Source organism: Brachybacterium sp. ACRRE, assembly GCF_022346485.1.
Taxonomy (GTDB): domain Bacteria; phylum Actinomycetota; class Actinomycetes; order Actinomycetales; family Dermabacteraceae; genus Brachybacterium; species Brachybacterium halotolerans.
Genome location: NZ_JAKRMO010000052.1, coordinates 1 through 17,895, shown reverse-complemented (window position 1 = coordinate 17,895; position 17,895 = coordinate 1). Strand labels below are relative to the sequence as shown.

Annotated in this window: 16 protein-coding genes and 1 pseudogene; 7 read left to right on the top strand and 10 right to left on the bottom strand. The window is 74.0% G+C overall.

All coding sequences use genetic code 11. The annotated features are described in order from the left end of the window. Positions 1–15: 15 nt before the first annotated feature. The gene (locus tag MHY49_RS14175; RefSeq protein ID WP_239205127.1) at positions 16–1,182 is read right to left on the bottom strand and encodes a phosphatase PAP2 family protein; all 1,167 of its coding nucleotides are present in this window, start codon (positions 1,180–1,182) and stop codon (positions 16–18) included. After that, entirely contained in the window at positions 1,179–2,837 is a 1,659-nt protein-coding gene (locus MHY49_RS14170) for a methyltransferase (protein ID WP_239205125.1), read from the bottom strand. Before MHY49_RS14170 ends, MHY49_RS14175 begins: the two co-directional genes overlap by 4 nt. Positions 2,838–2,946: 109 nt before the next feature. Between MHY49_RS14170 and MHY49_RS14165 the strand changes: the two genes are divergently transcribed. Continuing rightward, positions 2,947–5,442: a DEAD/DEAH box helicase gene (locus tag MHY49_RS14165; protein WP_239205123.1), complete on the top strand. Its 2,496-nt coding sequence runs from the start codon at positions 2,947–2,949 to the stop codon at positions 5,440–5,442. 32 nt (positions 5,443–5,474) lie between these two features. Here MHY49_RS14165 and MHY49_RS14160 read toward each other — a convergent pair. The 7 genes and pseudogenes from MHY49_RS14160 to MHY49_RS14130 form a co-directional block, all read right to left on the bottom strand. Further along, positions 5,475–5,684, bottom strand: a pseudogene (locus tag MHY49_RS14160) (Rv3654c family TadE-like protein); the annotation flags it as partial. Positions 5,685–5,782: 98 nt separating this feature from the next. Continuing rightward, positions 5,783–6,142: a TadE family type IV pilus minor pilin gene (locus tag MHY49_RS14155; RefSeq protein ID WP_343068556.1), complete on the bottom strand. Its 360-nt coding sequence runs from the start codon at positions 6,140–6,142 to the stop codon at positions 5,783–5,785. Positions 6,143–6,297: 155 nt separating this feature from the next. Continuing rightward, positions 6,298–6,630 carry a DUF4244 domain-containing protein gene (locus tag MHY49_RS14150; RefSeq protein ID WP_239205119.1) on the bottom strand — a complete coding sequence of 111 codons (333 nt, stop codon included), beginning with the start codon at positions 6,628–6,630 and terminating at the stop codon, positions 6,298–6,300. 117 nt (positions 6,631–6,747) lie between these two features. Then, positions 6,748–7,863, bottom strand: coding sequence for a type II secretion system F family protein (locus tag MHY49_RS14145; RefSeq protein WP_239205117.1), 1,116 nt, complete (start codon positions 7,861–7,863; stop codon positions 6,748–6,750). Then, positions 7,860–9,119, bottom strand: coding sequence for a TadA family conjugal transfer-associated ATPase (locus MHY49_RS14140; protein WP_239205115.1), 1,260 nt, complete (start codon positions 9,117–9,119; stop codon positions 7,860–7,862). The genes MHY49_RS14145 and MHY49_RS14140 overlap by 4 nt, the downstream gene beginning before the upstream one ends. After that, positions 9,116–10,324 carry a hypothetical protein gene (locus tag MHY49_RS14135; protein ID WP_239205113.1) on the bottom strand — a complete coding sequence of 403 codons (1,209 nt, stop codon included), beginning with the start codon at positions 10,322–10,324 and terminating at the stop codon, positions 9,116–9,118. The genes MHY49_RS14140 and MHY49_RS14135 overlap by 4 nt, the downstream gene beginning before the upstream one ends. A gap of 90 nt (positions 10,325–10,414) precedes the next feature. After that, complete coding sequence (locus MHY49_RS14130) at positions 10,415–11,233, bottom strand: exodeoxyribonuclease III (protein ID WP_239205111.1); 819 nt, start codon at positions 11,231–11,233, stop codon at positions 10,415–10,417. A gap of 92 nt (positions 11,234–11,325) precedes the next feature. Between MHY49_RS14130 and MHY49_RS14125 the strand changes: the two genes are divergently transcribed. The 3 genes from MHY49_RS14125 to MHY49_RS14115 are packed head-to-tail and all read left to right on the top strand — an operon-like array spanning position 11,326 to position 14,176. After that, a complete protein-coding gene (locus tag MHY49_RS14125) occupies positions 11,326–12,633 on the top strand; it encodes an amidohydrolase (protein ID WP_239205109.1) in 1,308 nt (435 codons plus the stop codon). Between the two features lie 9 nt (positions 12,634–12,642). Next, positions 12,643–13,488: an SDR family oxidoreductase gene (locus MHY49_RS14120; RefSeq protein ID WP_200502896.1), complete on the top strand. Its 846-nt coding sequence runs from the start codon at positions 12,643–12,645 to the stop codon at positions 13,486–13,488. Between the two features lie 43 nt (positions 13,489–13,531). Beyond that, positions 13,532–14,176: an orotate phosphoribosyltransferase gene (locus tag MHY49_RS14115; RefSeq protein WP_239205107.1), complete on the top strand. Its 645-nt coding sequence runs from the start codon at positions 13,532–13,534 to the stop codon at positions 14,174–14,176. Positions 14,177–14,189: 13 nt separating this feature from the next. Here MHY49_RS14115 and MHY49_RS14110 read toward each other — a convergent pair whose 3' ends face one another. Continuing rightward, positions 14,190–15,095, bottom strand: a complete 906-nt coding sequence (locus MHY49_RS14110) for a neutral zinc metallopeptidase (protein ID WP_239205105.1) — start codon at positions 15,093–15,095, stop codon at positions 14,190–14,192. A 136-nt stretch (positions 15,096–15,231) separates the two neighbouring features. On the opposite strand from MHY49_RS14110, the gene MHY49_RS14105 reads away from it, so the two are divergent. The 3 genes from MHY49_RS14105 to fbaA all read left to right on the top strand — a co-directional run bounded on the left by MHY49_RS14105 (position 15,232) and on the right by fbaA (position 17,779). Next, positions 15,232–15,933, top strand: coding sequence for a DedA family protein (locus MHY49_RS14105; RefSeq protein WP_239205103.1), 702 nt, complete (start codon positions 15,232–15,234; stop codon positions 15,931–15,933). Then, positions 15,926–16,579, top strand: coding sequence for a TrmH family RNA methyltransferase (locus MHY49_RS14100; RefSeq protein WP_239205101.1), 654 nt, complete (start codon positions 15,926–15,928; stop codon positions 16,577–16,579). Before MHY49_RS14105 ends, MHY49_RS14100 begins: the two co-directional genes overlap by 8 nt. A 171-nt stretch (positions 16,580–16,750) precedes the next feature. Next, on the top strand, positions 16,751–17,779 hold the full coding sequence (fbaA, locus tag MHY49_RS14095; protein WP_200502889.1) for a class II fructose-bisphosphate aldolase: 1,029 nt from the start codon (positions 16,751–16,753) through the stop codon (positions 17,777–17,779). Positions 17,780–17,895: the final 116 nt, after the last annotated feature.

Sequence of the window (17,895 nt, the reverse complement as noted above, 5' to 3'; positions counted from 1 at the left end):
GCTCCGGCCACGTGGTCACCGGGACAGGGGTCCCGCGGGACGTGCGAGGTCCGGCACGCGCAGTCCCAGCGCGGCGGCGGTGAGGACGGCGACGCATCCCGGGATCACGAGCACCGTGGCCAGATAGGCGCGGGCCTGGTGGGAGGCGTCGTCGAGGTCGATGGGGGTGGGGACCGTGGCGAGCACCACCATGCCCGCGGCGACCGCGACCGCACCGAGCACCGCGAGCAGCGGTCCCGCCCCGCGCCCGGCCCGGGCGTCGCGCGGATGGGCGAGCCCCTCGGGGCCGCGCGGGGTGCGGGCGAGGGCGAGCGCCGCGTCGACCGCGAGCAGCAGGAACGCCCACGCTCCCGTGACCAGCAGGGCGCCGAGCACGTCGCTGGGACGGTGCCAGCCGCCCGCGATCGTGCCCACCCCGGCGGCGGCGACCCACGCCGTCCCCAGGATCGCGACCAGGCCGCGGATCCGCGCGGGGCAGACGAGGATCAGGGAGAGGGCCACGGAGATCGCGAGCGCCGTGTGGCCGGAGGGGAAGGAGTTGGGGGTGACGTCTATGTCCTGCGCGAGCGCGGTGCGGTCCACGACGAAGGACTTCACGATCTGCACCGTGAGATTGGCGCCGGCCACGATCACGAGGATCTGCAGCAGCAGGGACGGCCGGCGCCGCACGAGCGCGAACACTGCGGCCAGGGCGAGCAGGATCAGCACCACCGGGACCGTCACCGTGTTCAGCGCGGGGAAGATGACCTGCGTGATGGGGCCGTCGTCGTTCTGCGCCGCCGAGAGGATCAGCTGATCGAGCCGCTGCCCGCGCGCCGTGCCGACGGCGCCCTTCGCGAGCAGGACCGTGAGCGCCGTGCAGACCGCGGCGCCCAGAAGGCCCACGAGCAGCCGGGGGACGAGGCCGCTGCGGCGATGAGGGCCGACGGGGACCGCGGCCGGGGCGGTCGGGTCGAGCGCATCGACGTTCTCGGGGTGACGGGGCCCGTCGGGACCCGGGAGGTCGTCGGTCTGATGGAACTCGTCGGGCCCCGGGAACTCGTCGGGCGCACGGAGCTCATCGGGCTCGGCGGGTTCGACGGGCGTGCTCTGTCCGTACCCGGACCCCGGGCGACGGGAGCCGTGCGGATCGTCCTCGGGCCGCATGTCCTCGTACCGCCTGTCCTCGTGCCGCGCGTTCACAGCGTCACCATCGAGGTGCGGATCATCTCGCGCAGCTGCGGGAGCACGCGCTCGCGGGCGGCGCCCTCGTCCTCGTCGGTCAGGGCGCAGACCGCGCCCAGGACCTGGCCGAGCGTCAGCGTCCCGTCGAGCGCGCCGACGACGGCGGCGAGCACCTGGTCCTCCCGGACGGTGCGGGCGAAGCCTCCGCCCTGCACGAGCTCGATGAGCATGGGGTCGAACTCGCCGGGCGTGAGGTGGCGGCGCTCGACCACGTCCGCCGCACGCACCGGACGGGAGGCGAGCAGGGCCTCGTCGTCGAGCCGGGCCAGGGCGTCGAGGGCCGTCAGGCCCGCCCCGATGTGCTCGGACAGGGTGCCGCTCCCGGTCCCGGTGACCTCCTCGAGGAGCACCTGGGCGCCGTCGGGGCGCGGTGTCCCGGGACGGCGCAGCAGCAGGTAGCCGAAGCCGATGCCGGTGGTGCCGCGGGCCTCGAAGTCCTCGAGCCAGGCCTCCTGCATGCTCCGCCATGCGGCGTCCCGCACGGTGATCCCGCCATCGCGCGCCCAGGTCTCCGCGTACTGGGCGGCGTCCTCGCTCTCGCGCTGGATCACCCAGGCGTCGATCCCGTCGGCCAGGACCGGCTCGAGCCATGCCCGCGGATGGACGTCCCATGCCGTGTCCGCGCTGATCTCCCAGTTCGAGAGCATGAGGGCGCTCCCGCCGGGGGAGAGGTGAGGGGGCAGGTCGGCGAGGAGCTCGGCGGTGAGCACGTCGCCCGTGCGGCCGCCGTCGCGGTAGGTCCACTGCGCGACCCCGCCGCTGCGGGGCGTGATGACGAACGGCGGATTGCTCACCACCAGGTCGAACTGCTCGCCGGCCACGGGCTCCAGCAGCGAGCCCTCCCGCAGCTCGAGCTCGATGCCGTTGAGCGCCGCGTTGAAGGCGGCGAAGGCGAGCGCGCGGGGAGAGAGGTCGGTGGCCACGACGTGGTCGGCGTGGCGGGAGGCGTGCAGCGCCTGGATGCCGCCGCCGCAGCCCAGGTCCAGCACCCGCCCCACGTGCCCGCGCGGCGTGATCCGGGCGAGGGTCAGCGAGGCGCCGCCCACGCCGAGCACGTGGTCCGAGGAGAGCGGTGCACCGGTCGCGATCTCGGAGAGGTCCGAGGCGATCCACCACTGGATCTCGCCGAGATCGTCGCTCGCGGCGTAGGGGGAGAGGTCGACGATGGCGCGCACGCGCGCTGCGCGAGACCCTTCGTCGCGGGTGCCGTCGCGGGTGTCGTCGGGGTCGCCGGAGACGTCGCCCTCCGCGACCGCCCCCGCGTCGATCTCCTCGACGAGGCCCAGCGCGAGCGCACCCTCGAGGCCCAGGGTGGGAAGGGCGCGCTCGACGAGATCCCGGCGGAGCGCGCCGCCGAGGGTGAAGAGCCACAGCAGCACCGCCGTGGGCCTCTCGTCCTGGGCCAGGACGCGGCGCGCGGGGATCGGGTTCTCGCGGCCCAGGGCGTCGTGCGCGAGCGGACCCAGCAGGTCGCGGCAGGCCTGCGTCGTGAAGGGGGCCGCCGCGAGGTCGCTGCGCAGCGCGTCGAGCAGGGCGGACTCCACGCGCGGGGGCGCCGGCGCGCGCTCGGCGGACGCGGGGGCGCGCGTGGCGGGGGCGTTGTCGGCGGGCATGGCTACGATTGTGCCCCAGGTGCCCGGACGTGATCCGGACATGCGCTGGACGGGCGGTCCCAGGACCGCTCCCGGCCCCGAAACGGGCCGTGGTCGGGAAGGGGAGCGGGTGCGACGAGGGCGGGCCGACGAGCTGCTGCGAGACCTCAGCGCACCCCTGCAGCGCCGCACCTGCCTCACCCATGTGGAGCACGTGCCCGCGCGCCCCGGGCGCACCGGCGAGTTCCCGGAGTGGACGGATCCTCGCCTGCGCGAGCACCTCGCCGACCGCGGTATCACCGCCCCCTGGACCCACCAGGAGCAGGCGGCGCGCCTCGCCCACGACGGGCGGCACGTCGTCCTGTCCACCGCCACCGCCTCCGGCAAGTCGCTCGCGTACCTGCTCCCCTCGCTGAGCGCGATCGGAGCCCGCGAGCTCGACCGCTCCGCGCCGCGCGCGACCGCCCTGTACCTCGCGCCGACGAAGGCCCTGGCCGCGGACCAGCTCACCAACATCACGGCCCTCGCCGACGGCGCCGAGCTGCGCGACGCCCGTGTGGCCGTCTACGACGGGGACACCCCCACCGAGCAGCGCCGCTGGATCCGCCGTCACGGCACCTTCGTGCTCACCAACCCCGACATGCTGCATTTCGGGATCCTCCCCGGCCACGAGCAGTGGGCGAGCTTCCTGCGGGCCCTGAAGTACGTGATCGTCGACGAGTGCCACAGCTACCGCGGCGTCTTCGGCAGCCACGTCGCGATGGTCCTGCGGCGCCTGCGCCGCGTCGCGGCCGCCTATCGCAGCGACCCCACGTTCATCCTGGCCTCGGCCACCACCGCCAACCCCGAGCTCTCGGCCTCGCGCCTGGTCGGCCAGGACGTCGAGGCCGTCACGGAGGACGGCTCGCCGCGCGGTGGCGTCACCTTCGGACTGTGGGAGCCCGGCACCAGGTCGGTCGTCGACGGCCGTCGACCCGCGGAGCCGAGCGGGAACGGCGCCCCCGGGCGCCCCGTCAGCGCGACCTCCGTCGAGCATCGCGCCGCGCACGCCGGCCACCACGCCGAGCCCTCCGAACCCGCCGAGCGCAGCGAGGAGCCGCTGCGCCGCTCGGCGACGAGCGAGGCCGGCGCGCTGCTCGCGGACCTCGTGCGCCGCGACGTGCAGACCCTCGTGTTCGCCCGCTCCCGGCGCGGTGCGGAGCTCGTCTCGACCGGCGCGCAGCGCCTCCTCGGGCAGGAGGCGGAGCAGTCCATGGACGGTGAGCTCGCGCGCCGGTCGGGGAGGATCGCCGCCTATCGCGGCGGCTACCTCGCGGAGGAGCGGAGGGCGCTGGAGGACGCCCTGCGCTCGGGGGACCTGCGGGCACTCGCCTCCACCAATGCCCTCGAGCTGGGCATCGACATCTCCGGGCTCGACGCCGTGCTGATCGCCGGGTGGCCGGGCACCCGCGCCTCGCTGTGGCAGCAGGCGGGGCGCGCCGGGCGCAGCCAGGAGGGGGATGCGCTCGCCCTGTTCGTCGCCCGCGAGGACCCGCTGGACACGTATGTCGTGCACCATCCGGACTCCGTCTTCGGCATGGAGGTCGAGGCGGCCGTGTTCGACCCCCAGAACCCCTACGTGATGACGCCACATCTGTGCGCCGCGGCCGCGGAGCTGCCCCTGCGCGACGGCGAGGAGGAGATCTTCGGGCCCGCAGCGCGGGAGCTGCTGGACACTCTCGCCGCCCGCGGAGTGCTGCGACGCCGTCCGACGGGCTGGTACTGGACGATGACGGAGAGCGCCCACGACCTCACCGACCTGCGCGGGAGCGGCGGCGAACCGGTGCGGATCGTCGAGGCCTCCAGCGGCGCCCTGCTGGGCACCGTCGACGCCGGCAGCGCTCACACCCAGGTCCACGACGGCGCGGTCTACATGCATCAGGGCAGGAACTTCGTCGTCGACCACCTGGACGTCGAGCGGGCGGTCGCCCTCGTGCACCGCGAGGATCCGCTCCACTCCACGCATCCGCAGTCGACCTCCACGATCCGCATCCGCTCCACCGACCGCGAGGAGGAGTGGGGGCGGGGCGTGCGGCTGTGCTTCGGCACGGTCGACGTCACCGACCAGGTCACCGGCTACCAGGTGCGGGACGTCTACACCCAGGCGGTCCTCGGTCAGCATCCGCTGGACCTGCCGCCTCGCACCCTCACCACGCGCGCGGTCTGGTTCGTGCTGCCCCAGGAGACCACCGAGGCCGACGGCATCGTCGACGAGCTGCTCCCCGGCGCCCTGCACGCCGCCGAGCATGCCGCGATCTCGATGCTGCCCCTGCTGGCCACCTGCGACCGCTGGGACATCGGCGGGGTCTCGACGGCCCGTCACGAGGACACCGGCCAGCCCACGATCTTCGTGTACGACGGCGCGCCCGGCGGCGCCGGGTTCGCCGAGCGCGGCGCCGAGGACGCGGCCGCCTGGGTGCGGGCGACGGAGGACATGGTGCGCGAATGCGCATGCGAGGCAGGCTGCCCGGCGTGCGTGGTCTCCCCGAAGTGCGGCAACGGCAACGAGCCGCTGTCCAAGGCGGGGGCGCTCGCCGTCCTCGAGCTGCTCGACGGCGCGGGGCCGGCGCGGGCCAGCGAGCGCTGATCCGGGAGCACCCCGGCGGGCGTGCTGACCTCGACGATCACGTCCTGACCGGCGACGGTGCACGAGAGCAGGCTCGCGCCGTTGCGGACGGCCGCCTCGGAGGCGATGGCGCACGGCGCGCTGTTGCCGACGGCGAGCGCATCGGCGCCCGCGAGCGCGGCGAGGTCCGCGGCGGTGTCCGCGGCCGCGAGCGCGAGCAGTCCCTGCCCGATGACGACGACCGCGCCCAGCACCGCCGTCATCGCCCCGATGTAGGCGAGCACGCTCGCGGGCGCCGAGCCCTCCTCCCTCGCGTGCTCTCGCGCGTCCTCCCGTGCCTCCGCCCGCGTGCGTGACGGCGTCATGGCGCGCCCCCTCCCTGCCCGTCGCCCACCAGATGGGGTTCTCGGCGCGCCTGGGCCGAGCCGCTGAGGTCCCAGCTCGCGCCGGAGAGCAGGCCGCTGCGGGCACCCACCGAGCGCGTCACCGTCACCTGCACCCACGCACCGTCGGATCCGATGCTCACCTGCGCGCCGTCGCCCGCGATCCGCTGAGCGCTCTGCACGGCCTCGCCCTCGCTCTGCCCGCGTGCGAGCTCGCGGGCCGCACCGCGGGCCGCGGACTCGAGCTGCACCTGCGCGCCGATCCCGACGCCGGCCACGAGGATCACGAGCACCATCAGCACGACGACGGGTAGCACGATCGCGGTCTCCGCCGTCACCGAGCCGGTGCCGCCGCGCAGTGCACGGCGGAGGGGCCGTGGGCGGCAGGTGCCCGGCCGCGGGCGACGGGCGCCCCGGCCGGCCCGGGAAGGGGCCTGCCGAGACGCCTCGTCGGCGTGCGCGCACTGCGCGGGCGGGGCGGGGGAGCGGGCGGTCACTGCCCCAGCGAGAGTGCCGAGGTGATGATGTTCATCAGCAGCTCCCGCACCTCGCCGGACTTCAGCAGCAGCACCAGCACGGCCGCGAAGCCGCAGGCCGCGAGCACCGTGATGGCGTATTCCGCGGTCGACGCGCCCGCGTCGCCCCGCAGGGCCGCTCCCAGGCGGTGCCGGGTGGGACCGAACACGCCGGTGCCGCCGCGCGGAGCATGCGAGCGCGCGGGCGAGCCCGACGCGGCCCGGGTGGTCGTCGGCCCCGCGGGAGTGGGACGGGTGGAGGCCGAGCGCCTGCGAGGCGGGACGGGCCGGGTGAGGACGAGTGCGGACATGGGGATCTCCTTCGGATGGACCCGCGTGTGCGGGTGATGACGCACCGCCGATCGGCGGCGCGGACCGGGCGCGAGCCCGGGGGTCATGGGTGATGCGGGCCGGAGGACCCGCGGCGGTCAGACGCCGGGGAGCCAGGTCTCCACGCCCAGGGATCCGCTCAGCAGCGAGGCGACGGTCGGGATGATGCCGAGCAGCACGAAAGCGGGGAGCAGGGTGGTGCCGGTGGGCAGGACCAGTCGCACGGCCAGGCGCGCGGCCGCCGCCTCGGCATCCCGTGCGCGGTCGCGACGGGCATCCCGTGCGGCGCCGTGGAGGACCCGCGTGAGGTCCGCGCCGGAGCGCTCGGCCAGCAGTGCGGATTCACCGAGCACGGTGAGCTCTGGAGGCAGGTGCTGCGCGGCGAGCACGGAGGGCACGCCTGCCGCGAGGGACTGCGCGAAGCGGTCCAGATCCGCCGCGGCGGTCTGCGAGGTCGGATCCTCGGCGAGGGCCCGCGCCACCACGGATGCGGCACCGGCCAGCGGCAGCCCCGAGGTCATCGCTCCGGCGATGAGATCCAGCAGCACGGAGGGGTCCACGCCGCTGTGCGCGTGGCCTTCGGCGGTCCGCAGGAGAGAGCGCATCCACCACCAGCCCGCGAGCGTCAGGGCGCAGCCGCAGATCAGCAGCAGACGACCGGAGGCGGTGCCGAACAGGATCCGCAGGGGATCGGCGCCGAGGAGCGCGCCCAGGGCGATCCCGGCGAGGGGCAGTCCCAGCAGGATGCGGCCGGTCGCCCGCGGGCCCGCGAAGGCGCTGCGGCGTGCGGCCGCGGCGTCGTGCAGTCCGCGCAGCGCGCCGGCGAGCCCTTCGAGCAGGGAGGACATGGGGGCGCCGCTGTGCTCGCAGACCTCGAGCGCAGTGCCGAGCGCCCGGATCTCCGCGGAGCGGGAGAGACGTCCCTGGGCGGCGCGGCGCGGATCGGCACCTGCGCTCACGCGGGCGGCCAGCTGGGAGAGCTCGCCGGGCGGCAGCGAGTCGGAGACGATCCTCCATGCGCCGCGCACGGGCGACCCGCTGCCGAGCACTACTGCGAGGCGCTCGACCATGCGGGCCACGTCCAGCGTGCTCGCGTGCTGCGGACGGCGGGGGAGACGCAGGGGCCGCCGATCGGTCGCGGCGACGGCCGGCCCCCTGCTCCAGACCACGAGGAGGACGAGAGGGGCGGTGAGCAGCAGAGGGAGACAGCTCATCGGTCCGCCTCCCGCCGCGTCGCCCCGCCGGGGGAGAGGGCGCTGTGGCGGCCCCTGGCGCGGTCCGCACCCGCGGGTCCCGCAGCCGGGGACGCGGACAGGCCGAGGCGGCGGGCGAGACGCTCCCATCCGGGACCGGTGACGGCCACGTCCTCGCGAAGGCCCAGGGCGGGCACCGCGCGCAGCGCGCCGTCCGATCCGCGTTCGAGCACCGCGAGCTCGACGATCCGGCGTCTGCCATGGGGGCGGCCGAGGTGCACGACCACTTCGAGGGCGCTCGCGGCCTGCGCGGCGAGCGCCTGCCGGTCCAGCCCTCCCAGAGCGCCGAGCGCCTCGAGCCGGGCGGGGACGTCGAGTGCGGTGTTGGCATGCAGGGTCCCGCAGCCGCCCTCGTGTCCCGTGTTCAGCGCCTGGAGGAGTTCACGCACCTCGGCGCCGCGGCATTCGCCCAGCACCACGCGGTCCGGGCGCATCCGCAGGCTCTGGCGGACCAGGTCGGTCAGGTCCACCGCGCCGGTGCCCTCGCTGTTGGCGTGACGGGACTGCAGGTGGACCGCATGGGGGTGGTCGATGCGCAGCTCCTGCGCGTCCTCGATGACGACGATGCGCTCGTTCTCGGGGACGAGGGCGAGCAGCGCCCCGAGCAGGGTCGTCTTGCCCGTCCCGGTGCCGCCCGTGACGACGAACGCCGCGCGGGCGGCGACGAGCGCACGCATCACCTCGGGCAGCGGGTCCGGGAGAGCACCCGCCGCCTCGAGATCCGCGAGGGTCATCGTGCGCTCGGAGGGCAGGCGCAGGGAGATCAGGGCGCCGGTGGGCGAGAGCGGCGAGAGCACCCCGTGGAAGCGGATGCCGCCGGGCAGGCGGGCGTCCGCGCAGGGCACGGCGTCGTCGAGGCGCCTGCCGCCCAGCGTCGCCAGGCGCACGGCGAGCGAGCGCGCCTGCTCGGGGCTGACGTGCACGGGACTGCGGTGCAGTCCCTCGGCGCCGTCCACCCACACGCTGCCGTCGCCGTTGACGAGCACGTCGGTGACGCCGGGACCCACGAGGTCCTGCAGCGGTCCGAGTCCGGAGACGTGGTCGCGCACGCGGCTCGTGATCTCGAGCATCGCGGCGGCGCCGAGCACACGGCCCTCCCGGCGCAGCGCCCGGGAGACCCTGGGCACGTCGACGGGGCCCGGCTCCGCCGCGAGATCCTCGCGCACCCGGTCGATCACCGCGTCGAGGGCTCCCTCCGGGGCGCCGACGGCGCTCATCGCGCGTCCTCCCAGCTCGACGCGAGGCGACGGGCGAGCCCGTCCGCCCCGCCGCGGCGCACGTCCAGCAGCGGCACGGTCGCGCGCGAGGAGTCCGCGAAGCGGCCCGCGACGCCCAGGTGCAGCACCTCCCGGACATCCGCGGGGGACACCGGTCCGCGACCGCGGAGCACGACCTCGGCGCCCCCAGGGGGCAGGTGCCAGGAGGCGAGGCGCCGGGCGGCGGCGCGCAGCGCATGATCGGTCGCCGGCAGCACCACGTACAGCCGGTCCAGGTGCGCGATCGCCGGGCCCACCAGGTCCGGGGCGAGGTCGACCACGACCCGCGCCGTGAGCGAGTCGAGCGCGGCGAGCACATGGTCCAGCTGCATGCCGCTGGGCGCGGGATCCTCCCGAGCCACCAGCAGTCGCACGTCGTCCACCTCCGGGAGCCCCGCGACCAGCGCCTCGCCGTCGGCCGCATCGATCCCGGAGAGGTCCTCCCAGCAGGCCCCGCGCAGATCCGGGGCCTCGACGAGGGCGTCGAGGCCCCCGCCCAGGGGGTCGGCGTCGATCAGCACGCTCGAGCGGCCCGCCCGGGCGGCCGCTCCCGCGAGCCGTGCGGCGAGGCTCGAGGCGCCGGCCCCGCCGCAGCCGCCCACCACCCCGATGATGCGGGCGCTCTGGCGCGGTCGCAGCGCGTCCCCCAGCAGTGAGAGCAGGCGCGTCGAGTCCTCCGGGAGGCGCAGCACGGCCGCCGCCTCGAGCTCGAGCGCGCGCCGCCACACGGGTTCGGAGACCGGGCGATCGGTGACCACGAGCAGGCGGGACCGGGCGGTGCGCGGGGGAGCGGCGAGCAGCGCGGCGGGAGTGCACAGGTGCAGCGCCTCGCGCACGTCGGTCCCTCTCGCGGATCCGGTGGGTCCGGCGGATCCGGCAGGTCCGGAGGTCGCGGGGGCGGCGAGCTCATGGGCGTCGCGCAGCACGGCGCCGGCCGCACCGGCGTGGTCTGCGACCAGCGCCCGCAGGCTCCCCGCGGCGTCCTCCTCCACGGCGACGTCGTGCCAGAGGACGATGGCCGACGCGCCGCCCACGGCTCCGGATCCCGGTCCCCGCCCTCGCTGATCCGCGGCGTGCTCCTGCGGTCCCGCGGCGCTCGGCGGGGAGGAGGCGGCCGGGAACCGGGAGGGTGTGCGGAGTGCGGGGCGGTCCAGGAGGCTGGTCATGCCCCCAGCGTCGGCGCGAGCGGGCTCCCCGTCAGCCCCGAACCCCGGATGGGGGATAAACGGGCATTGTGGAGGACCCGCGGAGCGGGCTCAGAGCTCCAGGTCCAGCACCACGGGCGCGTGGTCGGAGGCGCCCTTGCCCTTGCGCTCCTCGCGGTCGATGAACGAGGCGCGGTATGCCGACTGCACGGCGGGGGAGCCGAGTGCGAAGTCGATGCGCATGCCCTCCTTCTTCGGGAAGCGCAGCTGCTGGTAGTCCCAGTACGTGTACACGCCGGGGCCCGGGTGATCGGGGCGCACCAGGTCCGCGAAGCCCTCGTCGACCACGGCCCGGAACGCCGAGCGCTCGGGCTCGGTGACGTGCGTCCTGCCCTCGAAGAACTCCATCGACCAGACGTCGTCGTCCTCGGGCGCGACGTTGAAGTCGCCGGTCAGGAGCACGCGGGCGTCGGCGTCGGCGGCGAGCTCGCGGGCGCCCTCGGCGCGCAGCGCCTCGAGCCAGCGCAGCTTGTAGCCGTAGTGCGGGTGGTCGATCTCGCGTCCGTTGGGCACGTACAGCGACCACAGGCGCAGACCGCCCGATCCGTCCTCGGCGCCCCCGACGACGGCGCCGAGCGCGCGCGCCTCGACCACGCCGTCCTCGTCCTCCGGCCAGGTGGGAACGGCCGGCAGCTCGGTGCGCACGTCGCTCAGGCCGACGCGCGAGGCGATCGCGACGCCGTTCCACTGGTTCAGCCCGTGCGCGGCGACCTCGTAGCCGGCGGCCTCGAGACCGCTGAGGTCCAGCTGCTGAGGCTTCGCCTTGATCTCCTGCAGGGCGATCACGTCGATCTCCTGGCGCTCGAGCAGGGCGAGCAGCCGATCCATCCGGGCGCGCAGGGAGTTGATGTTCCAGGTGGCGATCCGCATGGGACGAGTCTATGCGGGCGGGCCGACGCGCCCGGTCCGCCTCCCGCCCCATCCGTCTGCACGAGGGGCGCGCGAGGATGCACAGTAGGGACATGGACACCGCGATCGAGAAGAGCCTGGAATCGATGGGGGACTGGCAGGAGGACCTCTACGAGGACGTCCACCGCCACCCCGAGCTGAGCATGCAGGAGGAGGGGACGGCCGGGCGGATCGAGCACGAGCTCGCGCAGCTGGGGCTGGGGACCCGCAGGTTCGGCGGCACCGGCGTGGTCGCCGTGATCGAGAACGGGGAGGGGCCGACGGTCCTCGCCCGCGCCGACATCGACGCCCTGCCCGTGACCGAGGACCGGATCGTCGACTACCGCTCCGAGACCGACGGGGTCATGCACGCCTGCGGCCACGACTTCCATCTCTCCGCACTGCTGGGCGCGGTGCGCGCCCTGGTCGAGAACCGCGAGGGCTGGAGCGGCACCTACATCGCCGTCTTCCAGCCCGGCGAGGAGGAGGCCGACGGCGCCCTCTCGATGCTGCGGGACGGCCTCGCCGAGGCAGTGCCCCGTCCCGACGTGGCGCTCGGCCAGCACGTCATGCCGGGGATCGCCGGCCAGGTCGCGATCACCGACGGGCCCGTCCTCTCCCAGGGCGACTCCGTGCACATCACCCTGCACGGCCGCGGCGCCCACGGCTCCATGCCGCATCTCGCCGTCGACCCTGTGGTGCTCGCCTCGAGCATCGTGCTGCGCCTGCAGCAGATCGTCTCCCGCGAGATCCCGCCGGGATCCTTCTCCGTGGTGACCGTCGGCGCGCTGAACGCCGGGACCAAGTCCAACGTCATCCCCGCGACCGCCGAGCTGCGCCTGAACCTGCGCCACTACGACACGGACGTGCGCGACCAGGTGATCGCCGCCCTCGAGCGGATCGTGCGCGCCGAGTGCGAGGCCTCCGGCTGCCCGCAGGAGCCCGAGTTCGAGTACTACGACCAGTACCCGCTGACCAGCAACGATGCGGAGCAGGAGCAGCTCGTGCGGGCCGCCTTCGAGGAGGCCTTCGACGACGGGCAGGTGGTCACGATGGCCCCGGCGACCGCGAGCGAGGACTTCTCGCACCTTCCCGACGCCTTCGGCGCGCCGTACGTGTACTGGACCGTCGGCGGCACCGATCCCGACCTCTACCGCCGCGCGCAGGCCGCCGGCACGATCGCGAGCGACGTCCCCGCGAACCACCAGAGCGCCTTCGTGCCGCAGCTGCGCCCGACGCTCGCGGTGATGACGCGCGCGCAGGTGGTCGCCGCCCTCGCATACCTGGACGGCACCGTCTCGGACCACCCGGGCTCCGGCACCCCGGAGCAGTCCTCCTCCGACACCTCGGACAGCGCCGCCGATTCGTCCCCGCGCGACTAGCATCAGGACATGGCACGCGCACTGGTCACCGGCTCGACCGCCGGACTGGGCCTCGAGTTCGCCTGGCAGCTCGCCGGGACGGGGCATGACCTGCTGCTCGTCGCCCGCGACGAGGGGCGCCTGCGGGCGGTCGCCGAGCAGATCCGCCACGTGCACAAGGTCGAGGTCGACGTGCTCGCGGCCGACCTCTCCGTGCGCCGCGAGCTGGATCGCGTGGCCACCGCCGTCACCGACCCCGTCGCCCCGGTCTCCCTGCTCGTGAACAACGCGGGATACGGGCTGCGCGGGCGCTTCCTCGAGGTCGGCGTCGAGGAGCACGAGAAGCAGATGGACACGCTGATCCGGGCCGTCCTCGTCCTCTCCCATGCGGCCGCGCGGGTGATGGTCCAGCGTCGCTGCGGCGCCATCATCAACGTCAGCTCCCTGGCCGGGTACACCGCCGCCGGTCCCTATGCGGCCTCCAAGAGCTGGGTCACCGTGTTCACCGAGTCCCTGGCGACCGAGCTCGAGGGCACGGGCGTCACGGCGACCGCGCTGCTGCCCGGCTTCGTCGCCACCGAGTTCCACGAGCGCGCCTCGATCAACGTCGAGGGACTGCCCCGCGTGACCTGGCTGAAGGCCCCGTTCGTGGTGGAGCAGGCCCTGCGGGACGCCGCCAAGGGCCAGGTGCTCTCGATCCCCTCGGTGAAGTACCGGGCCGCGGGAGAGGTCTCCCGCCTCGCGCCCCGGCGCCTCGTGCGGATGCTCGCCTCCCCGCGGTGGGAGGCCGCGGCCGGCCGACGGGCCCTCGGCCGCGCACGCCGGCGCGCGTCCCGGCGCCGGCTGAAGGCCCCGTGGCAGCGCGAGGACGGCTGAGCGCGCGACGCGGAGGGATGCGCACTGCGTCTACCCTGGTGCCATGCCCGATATCTCGACCGCCGACGCGCGCGCCCGCCTGCTCCAGCTCATCGACGACCTCGCCGTGGTGCGCGGGAAGGTGACGCTCTCCTCCGGAGCCGAGGCCGACTACTACATCGACCTGCGCCGCATCACCCTGCACCACGAGGCCGCCCCGCTCGTCGGCCGCGTCATGCTCGACCTGCTCGCCTCCGACGGACTGCTCCACGGGGCCGACGCCGCGAGCGCCGTGGGCGGCCTGACGCTCGGCGCGGATCCGGTCGCGACCTCGATCCTCCACACCGCCGCGCACGACGGCGCCGCCGCGGGCGCCCATCCCTGGTCGAACTTCGCGGCCGAGGAGGGCGCCTCCGCCCTGCCCTCGCCGCGCCTGGACGCGTTCGTCGTGCGCAAGGCGAACAAGGCCCACGGCCTGCAGCGCCGCATCGAGGGCCCCGACATCGCGGGCCGCGACGTCATCGCCGTCGAGGACACCTCCACCACCGGGGGCAGCGTGCTCACCGCGTGCGAGGCGATCGAGGAGGCCGGCGCGCGGATCCGGGCCGTCGCGGTGATCATGGACCGCGGCACCGGTGCTCGCGAGAAGATCGAGGCGGCCGGCTACCGCTACCTCTCCGCGTTCTCGGTCGACGAGCTCAGCATCTGAGGGGACTGGCCCCTCACAGGTTCGAGGTCGAGAAGGTGTCGCAGGACTCCGGATCGCCGGACTCGTAGCCGGTGGTGAACCACTTCTGGCGCTGCGCGGAGGAGCCGTGCGTCCAGGTCTCGGGGTTCACGTCCCCGCCCGAGACCTCTCCCTGGATGTGATCGTCGCCCACGGCGCTCGCCGCCGAGAGCGCGTCGGAGATGTCCTCGTCGGTGAGCGGCTCGAGGAATGCCTGACCCTCCTGGTCCTTCGAGGACGAGGCATGGTCCGCCCACACGCCCGCGTAGCAGTCGGCCTGCAGCTCGAGGCGCACGCCGTCGCTCGTCGGGCCCTTCTGCGAGTGGTCGATGCGGTCCATCGTGCCCTGCAGATTCTGGATGTGGTGCCCGTACTCGTGGGCGACCACGTACTCCTTCGCGAAGGCGCCGGCGGACGCCCCGTAGGTCGAGCTGAGCTCGTCATAGAAGCTCGTGTCGATGTAGATGGTGCTGTCGGCGGGGCAGTAGAAGGGGCCGACGTCCCGTGAGGCGGCGCCGCAGCCCGTGTTCGTCTGCCCGGAGAACAGCTTCCCGCGCGGCTCGCTGAAGGAGATGCCCATCTGCGGCGCGAGGTCCCGCCAGGTGGCGTCGGCCGATTCGACGGTGGCCTGGACGAGGCAGTCGTCCGAGTCGTTCGCGTCGGCGCCCGTCGTGCACCCGGTGTCCCCGCCCGTGCCCTGGTCCTGGGACTGCGAGCTGCCCGAATCCGAGCCCTGCAGCAGGTCCAGCGGGTTCCCGCCCATGATCGCGTAGATCACCACGATCACCAGGAGCAGGCAGCCGCCGCCCCCGCCGCCGATGGCGATGCCGCGGCCGCGACCGCCGCCACCGCCGCGGGAGACGTTGTCCGAGCGGATGTCGGCGTTCGGGTTGAAGGTCATGGGGCACACAGTAGAAGGTCAGGCGCATGCCAGGAAGCTGATCGGCGCGACCTCTACGATGGAGATGCCCGTCCACGAGCGAGAGGCCCCCCATGACCTGCGCCCCCGCATACGTCCCGCGAGCCGGGGCGTCCCGATGAACGTCGTCGACTGGGCCGTGGACACGATGGACGCCCTGGGCGGTCTCGGCGTCGCCCTGCTCATCTTCCTCGAGAACGTGTTCCCGCCGATCCCCTCCGAGGTGATCCTGCCGCTCGCGGGGGTGGCCGCCGCGAAGGAGGGGCACTCCTTCCTCGAGATGCTGCTGTGCTCGCTGGTGGGATCGGTCGCCGGGGCGTGGGTCCTGTACGGACTGGGCCGGGCGCTCGGTCCCGCGCGGCTGCGCTCCCTGTTCCTGCGGCTGCCCCTGCTGCACGTCGAGGACTTCGACCGGACGGTCGAGTGGATGCGGCGGCACGGCACCAAGGGCGTGTTCTTCGGCCGCATGGTCCCTGGGATCCGGTCGCTCGTGTCCATCCCCGCGGGTCTGTTCGCGATGCCGTTCTGGCGCTTCACCCTGCTCACCCTCGCGGGCAGCGCGATCTGGAACGCCCTGTTCATCACCCTGGGGTTCACGCTCGGCGCGAACTGGCACGTCATCGAGCCGTTCACCGAGGTCATCTCGAACATCGTGTACGTGGTGATCGCGCTGCTGCTCGTGATCTGGGTGGTGCGGCTCGTGCGACGCGAGCGGCGCCGCCGTGCCCAGGGCCTGCCCGACCCGGACCTCAGGGTCCGCGCGCAGGAGCGCGTCGAGGGCGGGATGGACCGGGACGACAGGACGTCGAGTCATGACTGAGCCCGTCGGCCCCGAGCGGGAGGTCGGCGTCGGCCCGCATCCCGAGCCGTGGCCCGAGGATCCCCGGCTGGACCCCGAGCTGCTCGCGGGCGGGGACCGCCGCAACGTCGTGGACCGCTACCGCTACTGGCGGCGCGAGGCGATCATCGCCGACCTCGACGCCCATCGCACCGGGCTGCACGTCGCGATCGAGAACCTCGAGCACGACGCGAACATCGGCTCGATCGTGCGCACCGCGAACGCCTTCGCGGTGGGCGCCTTCCACATCGTCGGGCGCCGCCGGTGGAACCGTCGCGGCGCCATGGTCACCGACCGCTACCAGCACGAGATCCACCATCCCGACGCCGCGGACCTCGCCGCCTGGGCGCACGAGCGGGGCAGGCCGCTGATCGCGATCGACATCATCCCCGGCGCCAGGCCGCTCGAGCAGGCGCGGCTGCCCGAGCGCGCTGTCCTCGTCTTCGGCCAGGAGGGCCCCGGGATCAGTCCGGAGCTGCTCGCGGTCTGCGACGAGGTCCTCGAGATCACGCAGCTGGGCTCGACCCGCTCGCTCAACGTCGCGGCGGCGGCCGCGATCGCCATGCACACCTGGATGCGCCAGCACGCGCTCCGCGGGGAGGGCGGCACGGGCACGGACGCGGGGTGATCGCGCGCCGGAGCTCCCGGGCGGGGCGCCGCGCCGGCGGCGTCCGCGGACCCGTGTCCACGGGCGCGGACCGGAGGTTCCGTTCAGACGCCGGCGTGAGAGAATCAACAGCACTGCGCGCCGTCGCGGCGCGTTCCGATGCCGTTACTCGCACTCGCGTGAGGAGCACACATGCCCATCGCATCCCCTGACAAGTACGCCGAGATGATCGACCGCGCCAAGAAGGGCGCGTTCGCCTACCCCGCGGTGAACGTCTCGAGCTCGCAGACGGCCATCGCGGCGCTGCAGGGCTTCACCGAGGCGAACACCGACGGCATCATCCAGGTGTCCTTCGGCGGTGCGGAGTACCTGTCCGGCTCGACGGTCAAGGACCGGGTGGCCGGTTCGATCGCTCTGGCGCAGTTCGTCCACGCCGTCGCGGACAACTACCCGATCAACGTCGCGCTCCACACCGACCACTGCGCCAAGGAGGTTCTGCCCACCTGGGTCGAGCCCCTCATCGAGTGGGACCTCGAGAACCGCGTGAAGAAGGGCCTCGACCCGCTGTTCCAGTCGCACATGTGGGACGGCTCCGCGGTCCCGGTCGACGAGAACCTCGAGATCGCCGAGCGTCTGCTCGCCAAGACCGCCGAGTCCAAGAAGATCCTCGAGATCGAGGTCGGAGTGGTCGGCGGCGAGGAGGACGGGGTCCAGGCGGACGTCTCCAACGACAAGCTCTTCTCCACCCCGGAGGACGGCCTGAAGACCGCCAAGAAGCTGGGCCTCGGTGAGAACGGCCGCTACCTCACCGCTCTCACCTTCGGCAACGTGCACGGCGTCTACAAGCCGGGCAACGTCAAGCTGCGCCCCTCCGTCCTCAAGGACATCCAGGACGCGGTGGGCAAGGAGTACGGCCAGGACAAGCCGTTCGACCTGGTGATGCACGGCGGCTCCGGCTCCACGCTCGAGGAGATCCAGGAGGCGGTGGACAACGGCGTCATCAAGATGAACATCGACACCGACACCCAGTACGCCTTCACGCGCCCAGCCGCCGGCCACATGTTCGACAACTACGAGGGCGTCCTCAAGGTCGACGGCGAGGTCGGCAACAAGAAGGCCTACGACCCCCGCGCCTGGGGCAAGAAGGCCGAGGCCGGCATGGCCGCCCGCATCGTCGAGGCTTCGCAGAACCTGCGCAGCGCGGGCACGCACGAGGCCTGATCCGGCCAGTCCGGCCGACGGGCTGGGCCTCACCCCGGAACGGGGCATCCACCGTCGCGGTGGGTGCCCCGTTCCGCGTCTGCGGGCCGGTGGTCGGCGCGGGGGCGGGGCCGGTG